Source organism: Arthrobacter sp. E44 (assembly GCF_041877125.1).
In the GTDB taxonomy this organism is placed as follows: Bacteria; Actinomycetota; Actinomycetes; order Actinomycetales; family Micrococcaceae; genus Arthrobacter.
The window spans coordinates 180,387-196,586 of sequence record NZ_JBHDJA010000006.1; the positions used below are offsets into that span (position 1 = coordinate 180,387).

Annotated in this window: 13 protein-coding genes and 1 tRNA gene; 5 read left to right on the forward strand and 9 right to left on the reverse strand. The window is 66.3% G+C overall.

Annotated elements, in window-relative coordinates:
* Positions 1-4: 4 nt before the first annotated feature.
* The gene (locus ACETK3_RS07880; RefSeq protein WP_236801045.1) at positions 5-745 is read right to left on the reverse strand and encodes a response regulator transcription factor; all 741 of its coding nucleotides are present in this window, start codon (positions 743-745) and stop codon (positions 5-7) included.
* 231 nt (positions 746-976) lie between these two features.
* Between ACETK3_RS07880 and ACETK3_RS07885 the strand changes: the two genes are divergently transcribed.
* From ACETK3_RS07885 to ACETK3_RS07895, 3 genes are all read left to right on the forward strand, one after another.
* Positions 977-1,912, forward strand: coding sequence for a hypothetical protein (locus tag ACETK3_RS07885; RefSeq protein ID WP_373992714.1), 936 nt, complete (start codon positions 977-979; stop codon positions 1,910-1,912).
* A gap of 574 nt (positions 1,913-2,486) precedes the next feature.
* Complete coding sequence (locus tag ACETK3_RS07890) at positions 2,487-3,353, forward strand: winged helix-turn-helix domain-containing protein (protein WP_236801047.1); 867 nt, start codon at positions 2,487-2,489, stop codon at positions 3,351-3,353.
* A gap of 447 nt (positions 3,354-3,800) precedes the next feature.
* Positions 3,801-4,328: a histidine phosphatase family protein gene (locus ACETK3_RS07895; protein ID WP_236801049.1), complete on the forward strand. Its 528-nt coding sequence runs from the start codon at positions 3,801-3,803 to the stop codon at positions 4,326-4,328.
* 41 nt (positions 4,329-4,369) lie between these two features.
* On the opposite strand, the gene ACETK3_RS07900 is transcribed toward ACETK3_RS07895, so the two are convergent.
* Positions 4,370-5,281 carry a LysR family transcriptional regulator gene (locus ACETK3_RS07900; protein ID WP_373992715.1) on the reverse strand — a complete coding sequence of 304 codons (912 nt, stop codon included), beginning with the start codon at positions 5,279-5,281 and terminating at the stop codon, positions 4,370-4,372.
* 72 nt (positions 5,282-5,353) lie between these two features.
* Here ACETK3_RS07900 and ACETK3_RS07905 point away from each other — a divergent pair, with 72 nt between their 5' ends.
* Positions 5,354-6,355, forward strand: a complete 1,002-nt coding sequence (locus ACETK3_RS07905) for an EamA family transporter (RefSeq protein ID WP_373992716.1) — start codon at positions 5,354-5,356, stop codon at positions 6,353-6,355.
* A 568-nt stretch (positions 6,356-6,923) separates the two neighbouring features.
* Here the strand turns inward: ACETK3_RS07905 and ACETK3_RS07910 are convergent.
* From ACETK3_RS07910 to ACETK3_RS07930, 5 genes are all read right to left on the reverse strand, one after another.
* Positions 6,924-7,571 carry a TetR/AcrR family transcriptional regulator gene (locus tag ACETK3_RS07910; protein WP_237429829.1) on the reverse strand — a complete coding sequence of 216 codons (648 nt, stop codon included), beginning with the start codon at positions 7,569-7,571 and terminating at the stop codon, positions 6,924-6,926.
* A complete protein-coding gene (locus ACETK3_RS07915; RefSeq protein ID WP_237429830.1) occupies positions 7,568-9,604 on the reverse strand; it encodes a YhgE/Pip family protein in 2,037 nt (678 codons plus the stop codon). The genes ACETK3_RS07910 and ACETK3_RS07915 overlap by 4 nt, the downstream gene beginning before the upstream one ends.
* Complete coding sequence (locus ACETK3_RS07920; protein WP_237429831.1) at positions 9,601-10,377, reverse strand: ABC transporter ATP-binding protein; 777 nt, start codon at positions 10,375-10,377, stop codon at positions 9,601-9,603. The genes ACETK3_RS07915 and ACETK3_RS07920 overlap by 4 nt, the downstream gene beginning before the upstream one ends.
* 68 nt (positions 10,378-10,445) lie before the next feature.
* Positions 10,446-11,900 carry an NAD(P)/FAD-dependent oxidoreductase gene (locus tag ACETK3_RS07925; RefSeq protein WP_236801055.1) on the reverse strand — a complete coding sequence of 485 codons (1,455 nt, stop codon included), beginning with the start codon at positions 11,898-11,900 and terminating at the stop codon, positions 10,446-10,448.
* A 75-nt stretch (positions 11,901-11,975) separates the two neighbouring features.
* Positions 11,976-12,052: transfer RNA gene (locus ACETK3_RS07930), tRNA-Arg, on the reverse strand.
* Between the two features lie 276 nt (positions 12,053-12,328).
* On the opposite strand from ACETK3_RS07930, the gene ACETK3_RS07935 reads away from it, so the two are divergent.
* Positions 12,329-14,155 carry a phosphoenolpyruvate carboxykinase (GTP) gene (locus tag ACETK3_RS07935; RefSeq protein WP_236801056.1) on the forward strand — a complete coding sequence of 609 codons (1,827 nt, stop codon included), beginning with the start codon at positions 12,329-12,331 and terminating at the stop codon, positions 14,153-14,155.
* Positions 14,156-14,309: 154 nt separating this feature from the next.
* On the opposite strand, the gene ACETK3_RS07940 is transcribed toward ACETK3_RS07935, so the two are convergent.
* Positions 14,310-15,470 (reverse strand): globin domain-containing protein, encoded by a 1,161-nt coding sequence (locus tag ACETK3_RS07940; RefSeq protein ID WP_236801058.1) that lies wholly within the window; start codon positions 15,468-15,470, stop codon positions 14,310-14,312.
* Between the two features lie 139 nt (positions 15,471-15,609).
* Positions 15,610-16,059 carry an Rrf2 family transcriptional regulator gene (locus ACETK3_RS07945; RefSeq protein WP_236801060.1) on the reverse strand — a complete coding sequence of 150 codons (450 nt, stop codon included), beginning with the start codon at positions 16,057-16,059 and terminating at the stop codon, positions 15,610-15,612.
* Positions 16,060-16,200: the final 141 nt, after the last annotated feature.

The following is a 16,200-nucleotide window of genomic DNA, read 5'->3' on the forward strand; positions in this document are numbered from 1 at the left end:
TTGGCTAGTCTGCGGGCTTGATGACGTAGCCCGCCCCGCGCACGGTGTGGATCATCGGCGGATGGTTGGCTTCAATCTTTTTGCGAAGGTAGGAAATGTACAGTTCAACGATGTTCGCCTGGCCGCCGAAGTCGTAGTCCCACACATGGTCCAGGATCTGGGCCTTGCTGACCACGCGCTTGGGGTTCTCCATCAGGTAGCGGAGCAGCTCGAACTGTGTTGCCGTCAGTTGTATGTCCTCCCCGGCGCGGGTGACTTCCCGGGTGTCCACATTGAGGACAAGGTCGCCTACCACCAGTTCGGCGGTGTCCATGGCGGCCACCCCGGAGCGTTGTACCAGGCGGTGCAGGCGCAGCAGCACTTCCTCCATGCTGAAGGGCTTGGTGACGTAGTCGTCCCCACCGGCGGCCAGTCCCACGATGCGGTCCTGGACGGCGTCCTTCGCCGTCAGGAAGAGCGCAGGCACCTCCGGCGCAAAGGCGCGGATCCTGCCCAGCAGCTCCACGCCGTCGAACCCGGGGAGCATGACATCAAGCACCAGGACGTCGGGATGGAAGTCCTTTGCGAGCTTGACGGCGGTGGGCCCGTCCCCGGCCACGGCTACCGACCAGCCGGCCATGCGCAGCCCCATGCTCATGAGTTCAGCCAGGCTGGGCTCGTCATCCACCACCAGGGCGCGGATGGGGGAGCCGTCGGGGTGGGTGAGCTGCGGGAGGTTGTTGGTCATGGGGTGCGGGGATGCCATGGGACAACCTTCCGATCTGACGGTTTGCCGATGCTTTGCCGTTGCTGTGTTCCAGCTGTGAGTTCCAGCCTAGCCAGCCGGGGCCCCCAGCACATGCTGCCCAGGCCTGCCCGTCCCACCAGGTCACAGGCAGGCTTGGCCTGTGGCACAGCCTCCACACAGCAAACCGGCAGAACCTGATCCAACAACAGGACAAGAGCATCACCACCACATCGATTTCTGGAGAAAGCCATGGATCAGCAGGACAACCGAGCCGTCCCCGGGGCATCAGCACAGAAGGGGCAGCCGGCATCTGTGTGGGCCGGCGCCCCGGCCGATCGCGCCAACGATGCTCAGGACCACACCACGTACGAGCCGAATTCGCCGCAGCCTGCACAAGGTTGGGGTGCGCCCGTTCCCGGTTCGCCTTCCGCCGGATGGGGCACGACGCCGGCGGTGGGCCAGGAGCCAGGCTCCGGCACCGGATGGGGCGCGCCGCAGCAGTACGGGCCAAACGCTTCGCCGCGGAACGGGAAAGGAAGCTGGACTGCGAAGAAGGGGTTGCTGGTGGGCGGGGTGGCGGTGGTGGTTGCCGCAGCAGCCGGTGCCGGCGCCTACGCCGCCGGAAACGGAACCACTGCCGCTTCGGCCAACAACGGTCCGGGCGCCGGCGCCAACGGCCAGTTCGGTTCCGGAGGGCAAGGCGGCATGACCGGGCAAGGCGGCATGGCAGGCCCGGGTAGCCAAACCGGCACGGACGGAGGCATGACCGGGCGCGACATGGACGGCGGCATGGGCCTGGACGGCGGACCCGGTGGACTGGGAATGGGCGGAGCAGGCCTCAATGCAGCCGTCCACTCTGAATACGTGGTCCTGCAGGACTCCAGTTATGTGACCATGGCGGGCCAGGCCGGCACCGTCACGGAGATCTCGGGAAACTCCTTGACCGTAAAGAGCGAGGACGGCTTCTCCCGGACCTACGCTGTGGGCGCCGATGTCCAGGTGACCCAGGGTATGCGCCAGCGTGGCGGCTCCACCGGCAGTACGCTCAACTTTTCCAACGTGACCGCCGGCGCGACTGTCCGCGTCACGGCCCTGAAGAACCCGGACACCTACACGGCGCAGACCATCCAAGTTGCAGCAGCGGGCACTGCAGCAACTTCCGGTTCGGGAACCAGCAGCAACTAAGGCCCCGGACAACGGGCAGCGGCCAAGACGCGCTCATCCTGCCTCCGGGTGGAGGAACTTCAGCAGAAAAATCCGCCGGAGGCAGGACGTCGGCTGGACACGAGCTGACCCCGTCCGACCGATTCCACGTCAAACGGTTGAATTTCGAACCTATTCGGCAGGCCGCCTTTTAGGCGAATTAAATTCCGTAACGCCGGCGATAAGGGCTAATTGTCCGGATAAGAGTCGAAATATAAGCCCCCTGCCGAACTCGTGACATCCACCACAATTCCGCGATTTGTCTCACGATGCGGACTCTTCGGTCCATTGTTACTTGCAAGTTGGCATTGTTACGCTGCACACTTCCAATGTGAACAAGAACTCAACAGCACCTGCAGCCGCAGAATATTGGCCCAGCACATCCGCTGCTGCCGACATGCGCTGTTGTCGAATGCACGCCTGACCTTCCCACCCACCGAAGTTCTTAGGCATTCGCCCCCAAGCCCAGCGTCGGGCGCCCTCCCCGCTCAGTGCAAACGGGGAAGTCAGCATTCGAGCCGCGAAGGCGGCCATTTCACATTGAGGTAAGCATTCCATGTCAGTTGCATCCGGATACGTCCACATCTCTGTCCGTAACGCCGCCAAGGCCGGCCAGCCCTCCGGCCTCCGTCCCGGTTTCGGCCCGCGACAGGCGCTCGCTCCCTCCACCTCTGGAAGCAGCTTCCCCGGCCAGGGTTTCGCCCCGCAGGGATACAACCCCAACTCCTACGGCCAGCTCCGAGCCGTACATCCGGCTGAGTCCGCTCCCGTTACGGCACCTACCCCGGTAGTGGCCGGACCAAACGCCGTGCGTCCGGTAGCCAATGAGAACGTGGCCCGCGGATTCGTCCTTTACATGGGCATCGATGAGGAAACCGCAGCCGCGGCCGGCACCTCCATCGCCAAGCTCGCCCAGGAAATCCGTGCCTACGCCCAGTCGCTCGTCTCCGGCGCCGAAAGCTACGCCGCTGTAGCGGTGGCCCCGGCCGGCACCCCCGGTTCCGCACTCGACGTCGTCCGCTCCACCTTCGGCGACCCCACCGTCAACTCCCGCCAGCGCACCGAGGCCCCCCGTCCTGCCCAGCAGCAGGAACCGCGCCCGTCCGGCGTCCTCATCGACCTCGCCCGCCGCGAAGTCCACCTCGACGGCGAATCCCTGAACCTCACCTTCAAGGAGTTCGAGCTCCTCAACTACCTCGTCGAAAACGGCACCCGCACTGTGGGCCGCGACGAACTCCTCGAAGGACTGTGGCGCAACGCCGAAGAAGTGCCAAACGAGCGCACCATCGACGTCCACATCCGCCGCCTCCGCTCCAAGCTGGGCCGCCTCGCCAACACCGTCCGCACCGTCCGCGGCCAGGGGTACCGGTTCTACGAGCACCCGGAAGTTGTTGTCTGGGCCGCTCCGGAGTACTCGATCTAAGTCTTACCTGCGCTTGAAAGGCGGCATATCCCTCGGCGCCTGCGCTCGTCCCTCACGCAACAACGGCGCTGTCGGGACATGCCGCCTTTGCGCGTTCAGCCCTCTCCACGCACTGTGCCTCCGCGGCTGCTGGGGCCTCGCAAGCTCGGCCAGGGAACCTTGGCGGCGTGTGGCCCAACGCAACAACGGCGCTGTCAGGATGCCTCGCTGCGCTACGGCGACCTCGTCACCCAACTGCCTCCTCTGGCATTTCGCTTCTCTAGGTACTTGCCTCCGCGGCTGCCGGGGCCTCGCGTCAGTTTGGGCAGGGTTTGCGCTCTCGCCGGGGGCTATGCCCTGTTGTCTCGGGCCTTGGCTCTTTGCCTGCTCTTGAAACCTGCTTTGCGTGACGCTGTCTCCGCTGCGCTGCCTGTCCGTGCCTGTACTTGCTGGGGCTAGGCTTGGGCCATGAGTTCGCACCATGTCCGACGCCTTGTGATCATGCGCCATGCCAAGGCCGACTGGCCCGGCGGGGTGGCCGACCATGAGCGGCCCCTCGAGGAGCGTGGGCACCGGGAAGCTCCGCTGGCCGGCCGGTGGCTGCTCAAGCACAATATCGTCCCGGACTTCATCCTGTGCTCCAGCGCCCTGCGGACGCGGCAAACCTGTACGTGGGTCTGCTCGGAACTCGGCGACAAGGCCCCTACGCCCAAGCTTGAAGACGGGCTGTATGCGGCGTCGGCCCTCCGGATGCTCACTGTGGTCAACCATGTGCCGGATACCGTAACCACGCTGATGCTCATCGCGCACCTGCCCGGCGTCCAGGACCTGGCGATGCACCTCGCCTCACGCGACTCCGACCACGACGCCTACATGGACGCCGCCACCCGCTTTCCCACCAATGCCCTGACGGTCCTGGAAACGGAAAAGCCATGGGCGGAACTGGACGGGCAGGACGCCCGGATCACCCGCTTTACGGTTCCCCGCGCCCACTAGGTTCTGGCCCACTAGGTTCTGCCCCAACCAGCTCGGGCTCGCTAGGCACTGGGGACGTTGGCGGCAATCCCGCGGAGGAGCCCTGCGACGTGCCTGATTCCCGGGCTGGCCGTCATGGTCCTGCGGTGGACCAGTCCCACCTGCCGGGCCTGGACCGGGTTGACCACGGGAACAGCCGTAACGCCGGGAGGCAGCGCCGGCCGCCCCAGCCGCGGGACGAGGGCCACCGCTACCCCCTGTTCCACCAAGGCGACGTGCGTCGCGAAATCGGGGTCGTAGACCCGAACGTCCGGTACCCGGCCCAGGTCCGCGAAAATCCGGAGCAAGGCCTCGTTGCAGATCGCCCCGCCCGGCGTGCTGATCCACCGCTCGTCAACCAGGTCGGCCGGCTCAACCTCCGCCCGCTGCGCCAGCGGGTGGCTGCGGTGCACCAGGAGGTCGGCGACGTCCTCGCACAGCCATTCCAGCGCCAGGTGTTCCGGGATCACCAGCGGCACGGAGTTCCAGTTGTGCACCAGGCCCAGGTCCGCTTCCCCGTTCGCAACCCGGGCCACGGCCTCACGCGGATCCTCCGCCAGGACCGCAACGCTCAACGCCGCGCCGGACTGCTCCAGCTGCGCCAGCAAGGGGCCCACCAGTCCGCGGCAGGCGGTGGAGAATGACACGATCTTCAGGCTGCCGCTGGGCTTTGCCGGGTCCGCCAACAGCGTGGACTGCAGCTCTTCCAGTTCGGCCAGGATGCGGCGGCCGTACGCCGCCAACGCGAGTCCGCGCTCCGTGAGCAGCACCCCGCGGCCGCGGCGCTCCAGGACCGCGAAGCCCGCCTCCTTCTCCAGCTTTTTCACCTGCTGGGACACGGCCGAGGGGCTGAACCCCATGGCCTCGGCCGCGGCGATGACGGAACCATGCTGCTCGATTCCTGCCAGTGCCCGCAGTGATCCGATGTCAATCATGAAGCAAAAGTACATGATCAAGTGCATAAATGAGCGCTGGTGCTTCATCTGCTGCTCTGCGACAGTGGAAGCGTGAACCTGCGCGACTCCCTCCTTGCCGTCCTTGTGGCCCTGCTGTGGGGCCTTAATTTCGTTGCCATCGACATCGGGCTGCATGCGGGCGGACAGGAGTTCCCGCCCCTGCTGTTCGTGGCCATGCGCTTCGTCCTGGTGGTCTTCCCGTGGATCCTTTTCGTCAGGAAGCCGGATGTCAGCTGGAAGGCCATCATCGGCGTCGGACTCTTCATGAGCGCCGGCCAGTTTGGCCTTCTCTACCTGGCCATGGCGCTGGGGATGCCCGCAGGGCTTGCGTCCCTGGTCCTGCAGGCACAGGTGCTGCTGACCGTCCTCCTCGCTGCCGCCTTCCTGGGCGAACGTCCCAGCCGGCGGCAATTGGCCGGAGTGGTGCTCGGCGTCGCCGGACTGGGGCTCGTGGCGGTGGGGCGCAGCGCCGTGGCCCCGCTGCTGCCGCTGGTCATCGTCCTGGCTGCGGCCTTGTCATGGGCAGCCGGAAATGTCATCGCCCGCAGGGCGAAGGCAGCCTCCGGCCTGGGGCTGGTGGTCTGGTCCGGCGCCGTGGTTCCGCTCCCACTCGGCGCGCTGTCCGTACTGCTGGACGGCCCGGACGCCGTCTGGCGATCACTGGCCACCCTCCAGGCACCGACCATCCTCAGCGCACTCTATACCGCGGTTTTTGCCTCGCTGGTGGGCTACGGGATCTGGAACCGGCTCCTTGCCAGCCACCCGTCGTCGGCCGTTGTCCCCTTCACCCTGCTGGTCCCGGTGGTGGGAATGAGCGCTGCCTGGCTGGTCCTCGCGGAGGTGCCATCGCCAACGGAACTGGCGGGCGGCCTGCTCCTGCTGGGTGGCGTGGCGACGGCGGTACTGACCAGTGGAGGGCGCCGGCGTCAGCGGCGTGAGGCGGAGCCGCTGCCGGACCGGGGTGCCGGCCTGGCCGCAGGAGATGCCGACGACGGCGGGCGCTTGGCTGCCGCCGGACCTCCGGCCGGGGGCCGGGAAGCGGAGGGCCGCTGAGGCGGGGATGCCTGGGCGCCGGCCCGCGGAGCAGCGTCTCGCGGGACGGCCTGCGGACGCGGACGTTGCGCCGCTGACCTGCCTTGGCCCTGCGCGGTTCCCCTGGCGGCGGAACGGGCTGCAGGGGAAGTCTGGCGTCCTGCGGGCGAAGGCCGGCGCGCCGCCGTACGCCGTTTGCCCGGCCACAGCGCACCCAGGAAGAGGATTCCGAAGGTGGCCACAAGGGCGCCGGCAGCGCCGATGAAGTAGTTATCGGGGTCCTGGGTGGGCAGCGGGGTGCCCAGGAAGGACGACTGGCCGTCGAATGCCAACTCCCAGGTGCTGAGGAACGCCAGGGAAAAGCCTAGGGCTAGGGCGGTTCCCGCACCGGCGGCCAGCAGGGCAAAGCGCCGCCGCCGGACCAGGATTTCGGCCAGCGCGGCAAGGTAGGCCAGCGCCAGGACGCCCAGGAAGGCGAGGAACACCGGCTCGGCGAGGGTCATCGCGGTAAGCACCAGCAGCCCCGCAGCGACGACGCCGCAGATCACCGCAAACTTTCCGCTCTTTCCCGTATGGCGCATGTGCTCCATCATCCCCGAGGAGCAAGCCCCTTCAGGACGTAGCCGCGCATGATGGCCATGATTGCTGCAACACTTTGGTCACGGGTGCGCTCGGGGTTGTACGTCTGCCGGTCCAGGCCCACCACGAAGCAGGCCCCGAAAATGGCGGTCTCCAGGCTGCCCCGGGATACCGAATCATCCACCGGGTAGGCCTTGGCCACCTTCTCCACGGCCTGGCCGATGACCTCCAGGAGCTCGGCGCGCAGCACCGAGAAGGTACCCTGCCACTCGCTGGGGATCCGCCAGTTCTCGCTGACCCAAAGGCGGGCGAAGGAAGGGTACTCCGCCATGAAATCCATGGCCTGCCCGATCATCGCCTCCATGGCCAGCAGCGGGTCACTGCCCGTCCCTTCGGCGTCGGCGGCCTCGAGCAGCCTCGCCTTGAGAATGTCCACGCCGTGCCGCAGGAGCTGCGCGATCAGCTCTGACTTGCTGCCGAAGTTGTAGTACACGGTGCCCTTGGAAACTCCCGCGGCTGCCGCGATCTCATCGACCGTGACGCTGGCCGCCCCGCGCTCGCCGATCAGTTCCATGGAGGCATCGAAGAGCTTTTGGCGGGTGGCGTTGGTCCTGGCCGGGCGGAGGCTTTTGGCAGCGGCCGTGGGTTCCGTGGTCATACTGCGATCTCCGGTTTCAGCGTCTTGAGCGTCCAGTACTTGTTCTTGCGTACCGCGAGCGTGGACAGGGCCGCGCCCAGCAGCGTGTAACCCACCAGTCCTGCCAGGGTGGGGAGGATCATGGACAGGTCGCCGCCGTAGATCAGGTGCCGCATGCCGGTCACCACGTACCCCATGGGCAGAATCTGGTGCACAACGTGCAGCGGCTGCGGAGTGGTCTGCCACGGGAACGTGCCGCCGGATGACACCAGCTGCAGCACCAGCAGGATCAGCACCACCAGTTTGCCAGGTGAACCGAGCAGGGCCACCACGCCTTGGATGAGCGCGCTGAATGCCATTGCGGCGGCCAGCATGAACATCCACATCAGCACCGGGTGGGCGGGGTCCAGCCCCAGTGCGATATCCACCACCAGGGTCAGGAGGGAGGCCTGCACCACCGAGACCAGCAGGAAAGGCAGCCAGCCGCCCAAAGCGATCTTCCAGCTCGGCGCGTTGGAGGCCAGCGCCCGCTGCGTGATGGGCCGCATGGCCTGGACCAGCATGAAGATTCCGATCCACATGGCCAGCGTAAGGAAGAACGGTGCCAGCCCGGCGCCGTAGGACCCTGCCTTCGCCTGCGAGACGTTGCTGACCGCCACGGGATCGGCCATCACCCGGGACAGGTTGTTCTTCTGGGCATCGTCGGGGTTGGGGACCTGCCCGGCGCCCTTCCCGATCTCGTCTGCCAGCGTCCGTGAGCCGGTGGCTGCCTGGGCCGCACCATCGGAAACCTGGGCGGCGCCGGCGTCCACCTTCTTTGCTCCGTCGGCAAGGCCTGCGGCGCCGTCGACGGCGGACTGCTCGCCGGCTGCCAACGCTGCGGCGCCGGCGTGCAGCTGGTCAGCCCCTGCCGAGGCCTGTCCGATGGCATCCTTGAGGGCCGGCATTCCGGCCGCCAGCTGGGCTGCGCCCGCGCTGACTGCCTGGGAACCGTCGGCGAGTTGCTGGACCTGGGCCGCGTCGGTCTGGATTTTGCTCCTGGCCGTTGCCACGGGGCTGGAAGCCGCTGCGGCGTCGAAGTCGGCCAGGACTTTGTTTGCCTGGTCCTGGGTCAGGATGCCGGAGGCCACCAGCCTGCTGTTGGACTCCACCACGCGTGAGCGGAGGCCCTGGTCCGCGGCGTCCAACTGGGCTGCCACATCCTGGACCTTGGCGTTGAGCTGTGCGTTTCCGGCCGCGACCTGGGCTGCACCGGAGGCGAGCCGTTGCGTGTCCGGTGGCAGGCTGGCTGTCTTGTCCTTGAGGACTGCCAGGCCGCTGCTGAGCTGCCCCGCGCCGTCGGTCAGCTGGTTGGCGCCGTCGCGCAGTTTCAGCTGGCCGGCGTACAACTGGTCCGCGCCGCTGCTCAGGGCCGAGGTCCCTTCGTGGAGGGTGACGGTTCCGTCCCTCAGGGTGGCCACGCCGTCGGCCAGCTGCGAAGCGCCGTCCGCGGCCTGGACCATCTTGGAGTGGATAGTGCCGAAACCTGTCAGCAGCTGGTTGGCGGTCTCCTCACCCACCTCTTTGGCCACCGTTGCGTGCACGGCCGTGGTCAGCTTGTCCACGATGGTGCTCAGGAGGTAGTTGTTCGCATCGTTGGTAGTGACGTTCAGCATCGCCTGGCTGGCGGAGTCGAAGCTGCCGGGGGAGACCAGGTTGGCCGAGAAGTCCTTGGGAATCCGGAGTGCAAAGGCGTACTGCCCGCTCCTGACGCCCGCATCGGCCTCTGCGGAGCTGTCCACTGGAATCCAGTGGAACACGTTGCCTTCCATCAGGCTGTCCGCCACCTTGGTGCCGGCCTCCAGCCGGGTGCCGTCTGCAGCGGTGGCGCCGGAATCCTCCACCACCAGGGCAGCGTCCAGGTTGTTGAGGTGCCCGTAGGGATCCCAGTTCGCGTAGAGGTAGACCGCACCGTAAAGCAGCGGGACCATGGTCAGCGCCAGGATGGTCAGCTTGGGCAGCAGCCCGCCGGTCATGCGCTTGAGTTCGGAGCGGGCCAGCCGCAGGACAGTCACTTGGCAACCTCGGTTTCGAGTGTGGTTTTGGTATGTTCCGGGTCCTGCCCGGCTTCGGCGGCGTGCTTGCCGGCGGGGGCCGTGGCGTCATTCGCCTGGATGTCATCGCGCGGGTCGGAACTGTCGGCGGGACCGGCAGGGGCAGGCTCGGGCGCGTCATTGCCGATCGCGGCAACCGGGCCGTCCCACCAACCGGGTACGGCACTGACTGCCGCTACGACGGCGAGCGGCCGCCCGGCGTCGTACGCCAATTCCTGGAGGCGCGGCAGCCAGGTGAGCCCGTCTGCACTGTGGCGGTCCGGCGAGTCGACCACCAGCAGGTCGGTGCGCGGGTTGGCCAGGGCGAGAGCCGTCAGCAGCTCAAGCCGCCGCCGTGGTTCCAGCTGCTCCGTCCAGAGGTCCGCGATGTCCTCGAACCGGTTGACCTTCAGCCATGGCCCGCTGAGCAGTGCCCCACGGTACCGCCGGGGTATGAGGGCCAGGTCCTCGGTCACCAGGTCGCGGACGCTGAGGTGTTCCTCGGGTTCGTTCACCCCGGGGGAGTCCACCAGGGCCGACGCCACCCGCAGCTGCTTGGTCCGCGGGCTGCCGTCCCAGCTGACGTCTCCGCTTGTGGCCTTCATCCGGCCGCTGAGCAGGAGGGCCAGGGCGGTCCGCTGGTCCTGGCGCTCGCCGGTGACGAGCAGCAATTCACCCCGGCGGAGGTTCAGGGAGGTGGGCGGAAGCAGCGGGTCCCGGCGTCCTTTGGCATGGAGCTGGCGTGCTGAGAGCAAGGCGTTGCCTTTCGCAGAAGAAGTCTGTATCAAGGCTAACCGAACTGACTGGTCAGTTCAAATAGAACTCAGAGACCGTACTTCTCCAGGAGCCGCAGCCACACCTCGCTGATGGTGGGGTAAGAAGGCACAGCATGCCAGAGGCGGTCCAGCGGCACCTCGCCCACCACGGCGATGGTGGCCGCATGCAGCAGTTCGGCAACGTCCGGGCCGGCGAAGGTGGCGCCCAGCAGGACCTTGCGGTCTTCATCAACCACCAGCTGCGCCCACCCTTCGTAGTTCTCGGAGTGGAGCGAGGATCCCGCCACCTGGATGGGCAGTTCTACCGAGGAGGCGTTGTAGCCGTCCTTGTGGGCGGCCTGCAGGGTGCGCCCGACGCTGGCGAGTTCGGGGTCCGTGAAGACCACGCTGGGCACGGCGTGCTGGTTGGCGGTCTGGGCGTACCGGGTCCATTCGCCCGGGGTGCCGTTGAGTTCGCCTTTGGCGCGGGCCGCGATGGCGGCGCCGGTTGCCCGTGCCTCGTACTTGCCTTGGTGGGTGAAGAGGTTCTTGCCCGCCGCGTCTCCCACGGCGTAGAGCCAGGGTTCGTCGCCCGGCGTTCCCTGGACCAGGCCGGAGCTGTCCGCCGTCAGGGTCAGGTGCCCGGATTCGTCGGGCTCAAAGCCAATGTTTTCCAGGCCGAGGCCCTCCAATGCCGGGTGCCTTCCTGTGGAAACCAGCACCTTCTCCGAGGTGATCGTGGATCCGTCGCCCAGGGTGAGGGTGATAGTGCCGTTGTCGTTCCCGCTGATCCGCTCTGTGGCAGTATTCAGGCGGAGCTCGACGCCGTCCGCCCGCAGCCCCGCCGCAACGAGTTCAGCGGCCTCCTTTGGAAAGTTGCCCAGCAAGCCGCTGCGGGCCACCAGGGTGACACTCGAGCCCAGCCGCGCGAAGGCCTGGGCGAGTTCAACTCCGGCCACCCCGCCGCCCAGTACTAACAGCCGATTCGGCACCTCACTCGCCGACGTCGCTTCCCGTGTTCCCCATACCTGCACGTCCTGCAGGCCTTCGATAGGGGGAGTGTTCGGGGCGGAGCCGGTAGCCAGGACCACGGCGTGCCGCGCGCGCAGCCGGTGTTGGGTCCCGTCCAGGCCCGCCACCTCCACTGCTTTGGGGCCGGTCAACCAGCCATGGCCGCGCACCAGTTCGATGCCCGTGTCCTCCACCCAGGAAGCCTGGCTGTCATCCTGCCAGTTGGAGGTGAAATAGTTCCTGCGTTCCAGGACGGCGGCCGCATCCAGGGTCCGGGTCACCGCCTCCTTGGCGCCGGGGGTGGTCTGCGCTCCATGCAAGGCGGTGCCGGGACGAAGCAGGGCCTTTGACGGCATGCACGCCCAGTAGGAGCATTCACCGCCCACCAGTTCCGCTTCCACGAGCACGGCCGTGAGCCCGCCCTCGACGACGCGGCCGGCCGCGTTTTCCCCTACGGCGCCTGCGCCGATAACAACAACATCAAATTCGCGCTCAGCGGCCTCGGGCATCATGTGCAAAGCCTAACCGTGATGGCTGGCCCGCCTGTACAAAAAAGGTCCGCACTGGCGAACCGGTGCGGACCTTGTTGGTGCGCCCAAAGGGATTCGAACCCCTGACCTTCTGTTCCGTAGACAGACGCTCTATCCAGCTGAGCTATGGGCGCATTTCGTGTCCCGGGAGAAGAACCGCTCTCCCCGAACCTCGAATTACTTTACGCGAGCAGCGGCCTGATGCCAAATCGGAGCACCTGTAATCTCCGCAACTAGACCGGTATAGGTGACCTTCGTCACTTAATCCGCGGATTTGTGGCGATAATTCCTTGATTTTCCGCGGAATTCACTTTCGGTGACCTGAGATGGCAGTCAAAATCCCCAAAAACCCCACTGGTCCGGACCATAGCATTTAGCTCACACCGATGAACCCGAGGAAGGGAACTGCAATGGGCGATCTGGCGCAGAAGCCGCTGCTTGAGAAAGCACCCACCACACATGCCGGTCTGCTGGCATGGGTCGAAGAGGTTGCTGAGCTTACGCAGCCGGACCGCATCTACTGGGTTGACGGGTCCGAAGAGGAAAACACCCGTCTCACCGACGAACTTGTTGCTGCTGGAACCCTGACCCGGCTCAACCAGGACCTGTTCCCCAACTCCTTCGCCGCGTTCTCAGATCCCGCTGACGTTGCCCGCGTCGAGGAACAGACCTTCATCTGCTCCGAAAACAAGCGCGACGCCGGCTTCACCAATAACTGGATGGAACCCCGCGAGATGAAGGACAAGCTGCGCGGGCTGTTCGCCGGGTCCATGCGCGGCCGCACCATGTACGTCATCCCCTTCGTCATGGGCCACCTCGACGCCGAGGACCCAAAGTTCGGGGTGGAGATCACCGACAGCGCCTACGTTGTGGCCTCCATGCGCATCATGGCCCGCATCGGCACCGATGTCCTGAACCGCATTACGGAAGCCAACGCCTTCTTCGTTCCGGCACTGCACTCCGTGGGCGCTCCGCTGGAACCGGGCCAAGACGACGTGCCGTGGCCGTGCAACCCGGACAAGTGGATTGTCCACTTCCCGGAGGAGCGCTCCATCTGGTCCTTCGGCTCCGGCTACGGCGGCAACGCCCTGCTGGGCAAGAAGTGCTACGCCCTGCGCATCGCCTCCGTCATGGCACGCGACGAAGGCTGGCTGGCAGAGCACATGCTCATCCTTAAGCTGACTTCCCCGGAGCAGAAGACCTACTACGTCGCGGCGGCCTTCCCCTCCGCCTGCGGGAAGACCAACCTCGCACTGCTGGACCCCACCATCAAGGGCTGGAAGGTGGAGACCCTGGGTGACGACATCACCTGGATGCGGTTCGGCAAGGAAGGCGAGCTGCGTGCCGTCAACCCCGAGGCCGGCCTCTTCGGTGTTGCGCCGGGCACCGGCTGGGGCACCAACCCCAACGCCATGCGCGCCATCGCCAAGGGCAACAGCATCTTCACCAACGTGGCACTGACCGACGACGGCGGTGTCTGGTGGGAGGGCATGACGGACGAGGTCCCTTCGCACCTGACCGACTGGCAGGGCAACTCCTGGACCCCGGACTCCGACAAGCCGGCAGCGCACCCCAACTCCCGCTTCTGCACCCCGATCGACCAGATCGACATGGTGGCCGAGGAGTACCACAACCCCGACGGCGTGGAGCTCTCAGCCATCTTGTTCGGCGGCCGCCGCAAGACCACTATCCCGCTGGTCACCGAGGCCCGCAGCTGGTCCAACGGCATCTTCATGGGCTCCACCCTGTCCTCCGAGACAACGGCTGCTGCTGCCGGCGCCGTCGGTGTGGTCCGGCGCGACCCCATGGCCATGCTGCCCTTCATCGGCTACGACGCAGGCGACTACCTCAACCACTGGGTCAACCTGTCCGCCAAGGCCAACCCGGAGCGGCTGCCCAGGATCTTCCTGGTCAACTGGTTCCGCCGGAACTCCGAGGGCGGTTTCGCCTGGCCCGGATTCGGCGACAACGCGCGCGTCCTCAAGTGGGCCATCGAGCGCCTCGAGGGCAAGGCGGACGCCGTTGAAACCCCCATCGGGTTCGTGCCCACCGGCGACGCCATTGACCTGGACGGCCTGGACATGACCCCCGCGCAGGTGGAGGAAGCCGTCAAGGTCGACCCCGCTGAATGGGCCACCGAGCTTGCCTCGATCGAGGAATGGTTCGGCAACTTCGGCGAGTCCCTGCCGCAGGCACTGCAGTCCGAGCTGGCCGGCCTCAAGGCCCGCCTCGGCTGATCAGGCTTCACCGCAATAAGTACGACGACGGCCCCGCACCTTTTGTGAAAGGTGCGGGGCCGTCGTCGTTCCCGAAGAGCTCTGGGCCCACTCCCTCGATTGCTCCGCACTTGTCGTTTTCAACCGGCAAAACGACAAGTGCGGAGCAGTGGATTCAGCTGGCGAGCCAGATGTCCGGGCCGAAGACCTCGTAGTGGATGCGCGTGGCGGGGATGCCGGCGTTGATGGCCTCATTGCGGATGTTCTTCATGAATGGAAGCGGGCCGCAGAGGTATAGCGAGGCGTTCGCGGGAAGGTCCACTTCGCGCAGGGACATGAAGCCTTCCTTGGCGCCGTCCACCGGCTTTTCAAGCCAAAGCTGCAGTTCGGCACCGTCGAGGCGTTCCACGTCGTCCGTCATCTGGCTGCGCAGGGCCCAGCTGTCCAGGGTGCTTTCTGCGTGCAGCACCAGGACCTGCCGGTCGGAGCCGGACTCGGCAAGGGAGCGGAGGATGGAGGCGGTGGGGGTGCAGCCGATGCCCGCCGACGCGAGGACCACCGGGCCGTCGCCCTCCTTCAACGTGATCTCACCGTAGGCGTTGGAAATTTCGACGACGTCACCCACCTGGACGGTGTTGTGCAGGACGGGGGAGACCTCGCCGCCGTCGTCCAGTTTCGTGGTGAAGGTGCGGCTGGTGCCGGCGTCACCGGAGAGGGAGTACTGCCGGACCTGGCGCAGGCCGTCCGCAACCGCCACCTTGACGCTGATGTACTGGCCGGGCAGGGCGGGGGTGACGGGGGTGTCATCCGCTGGTTCCAGGGTGAAGGTCATGGACCCGGTTCCCGCGGGAGTCTTCGCGGCCACACGCCAGGGGGTCCACATCCTGTCATTGGCCTGGGCGGCGTAGAGGCCCTTCTCGAGCTTGATCAAAGCATCTGCCATCAGCCAGTACACCTCGGTCCAGGCTTCGGCGATCTCCGGCGTGATGACCTCGGCCAGGTCTTCGGCGATGGCCGCGAACAGGTGCTCGTAGACCACCTGGTACTGCGGTTCGGTGATGCCCAGGGAAGCGTGCCGGTGGGCGATGCGCGAAAGGACGGTTTCCGGCAGGGTGCCCGGGTTGTTGACCAGGTGGGTGGCGAAGGCGGCGATGCTCCCGGCGAGCGCCTGCTGCTGGTTGCCGGAGCGCTGGTTGGAGCGGCTGAACAAGCCATCCATCAGTTCTGGGTGCGCCGCGAAAAGGCGGGCGTAGAAGTTGGGGGTGATGGATCCGATCCGGGAGCCGACCAGCGGCAGGGTGGCCTCGATGACGGGGCGGGACTTGTCCGAGAGCATCTGTACTCCTGAGGTTATGGCCGGGGCCTTCGTCCGGCCGGAGGAAAACTCATATTTCAAATACAAGTATTTCTGACTCAGTTCTACACCTTGTAGAAGTTTGATCCAAACCGATAGCAAGCGCCCGGTTATGGGGAAGCTATAGCCCGGGCCGGAGGCCGATCATTTGGAAAACCGGCGCCATCTGCCGGGCCTGCGGAAGGTCGGCGATCACTACGGAGTCGAGCTCGGCGTAGAAGGCCTCACGGGCGCGGGCCAGCGCGCTACGAAGTTTGCACTCGTTGATCAGGGGGCAATTGCCGCCCGGCGCCACGCAGTCGGCGGGATCCGTACGGGTGTCCAGCTGCCGCAGGATCTGGCCCACCGTGGCCACCCGCCCGGCATGGCTGAGCCGCGAGCCGCCGGACCGGCCGCGGACCACCTCGATCAGCCCCATGCTCCGCAGCTTGGCCATGGCCTTGCTCACGTGGTTGTAGGGCGTCCCCACGGAGTCCGCGATGCTCTGGGTGGTGAGCAGCGTTCCGTCCGGCACGGCTGCGAGCACCATGAGCGCGCGCAGGCTGACGTCGGCGAAGGCGTTGATCTTCATTGCTGGAGTTCCGGTCTAGTTGTACTGAGTCAGGACGTTGGTTACATCGTGAATAGGTGAAGACCTCTTAGGTTGGTGGTTACCACACACAGCCAACGACTAAGAGGTCTTCATGTCCCACCGTAATGCCCGGCTGACTCC

What these genes read in the sequence shown, in the direction of transcription:
- ACETK3_RS07880 (WP_236801045.1), bottom strand. Translation starts at nt 745, where the DNA reads ATGGCATCCCCGCACCCCATGACCAACAACCTCCCGCAGCTCACCCAC.
- ACETK3_RS07885 (WP_373992714.1), top strand. Translation starts at nt 977, where the DNA reads ATGGATCAGCAGGACAACCGAGCCGTCCCCGGGGCATCAGCACAGAAG.
- ACETK3_RS07890 (WP_236801047.1), top strand. Translation starts at nt 2,487, where the DNA reads ATGTCAGTTGCATCCGGATACGTCCACATCTCTGTCCGTAACGCCGCC.
- ACETK3_RS07895 (WP_236801049.1), top strand. Translation starts at nt 3,801, where the DNA reads ATGAGTTCGCACCATGTCCGACGCCTTGTGATCATGCGCCATGCCAAG.
- ACETK3_RS07900 (WP_373992715.1), bottom strand. Translation starts at nt 5,281, where the DNA reads ATGATTGACATCGGATCACTGCGGGCACTGGCAGGAATCGAGCAGCAT.
- ACETK3_RS07910 (WP_237429829.1), bottom strand. Translation starts at nt 7,571, where the DNA reads ATGACCACGGAACCCACGGCCGCTGCCAAAAGCCTCCGCCCGGCCAGG.
- ACETK3_RS07925 (WP_236801055.1), bottom strand. Translation starts at nt 11,900, where the DNA reads ATGATGCCCGAGGCCGCTGAGCGCGAATTTGATGTTGTTGTTATCGGC.
- ACETK3_RS07935 (WP_236801056.1), top strand. Translation starts at nt 12,329, where the DNA reads ATGGGCGATCTGGCGCAGAAGCCGCTGCTTGAGAAAGCACCCACCACA.
- ACETK3_RS07940 (WP_236801058.1), bottom strand. Translation starts at nt 15,470, where the DNA reads ATGCTCTCGGACAAGTCCCGCCCCGTCATCGAGGCCACCCTGCCGCTG.
- ACETK3_RS07945 (WP_236801060.1), bottom strand. Translation starts at nt 16,059, where the DNA reads ATGAAGATCAACGCCTTCGCCGACGTCAGCCTGCGCGCGCTCATGGTG.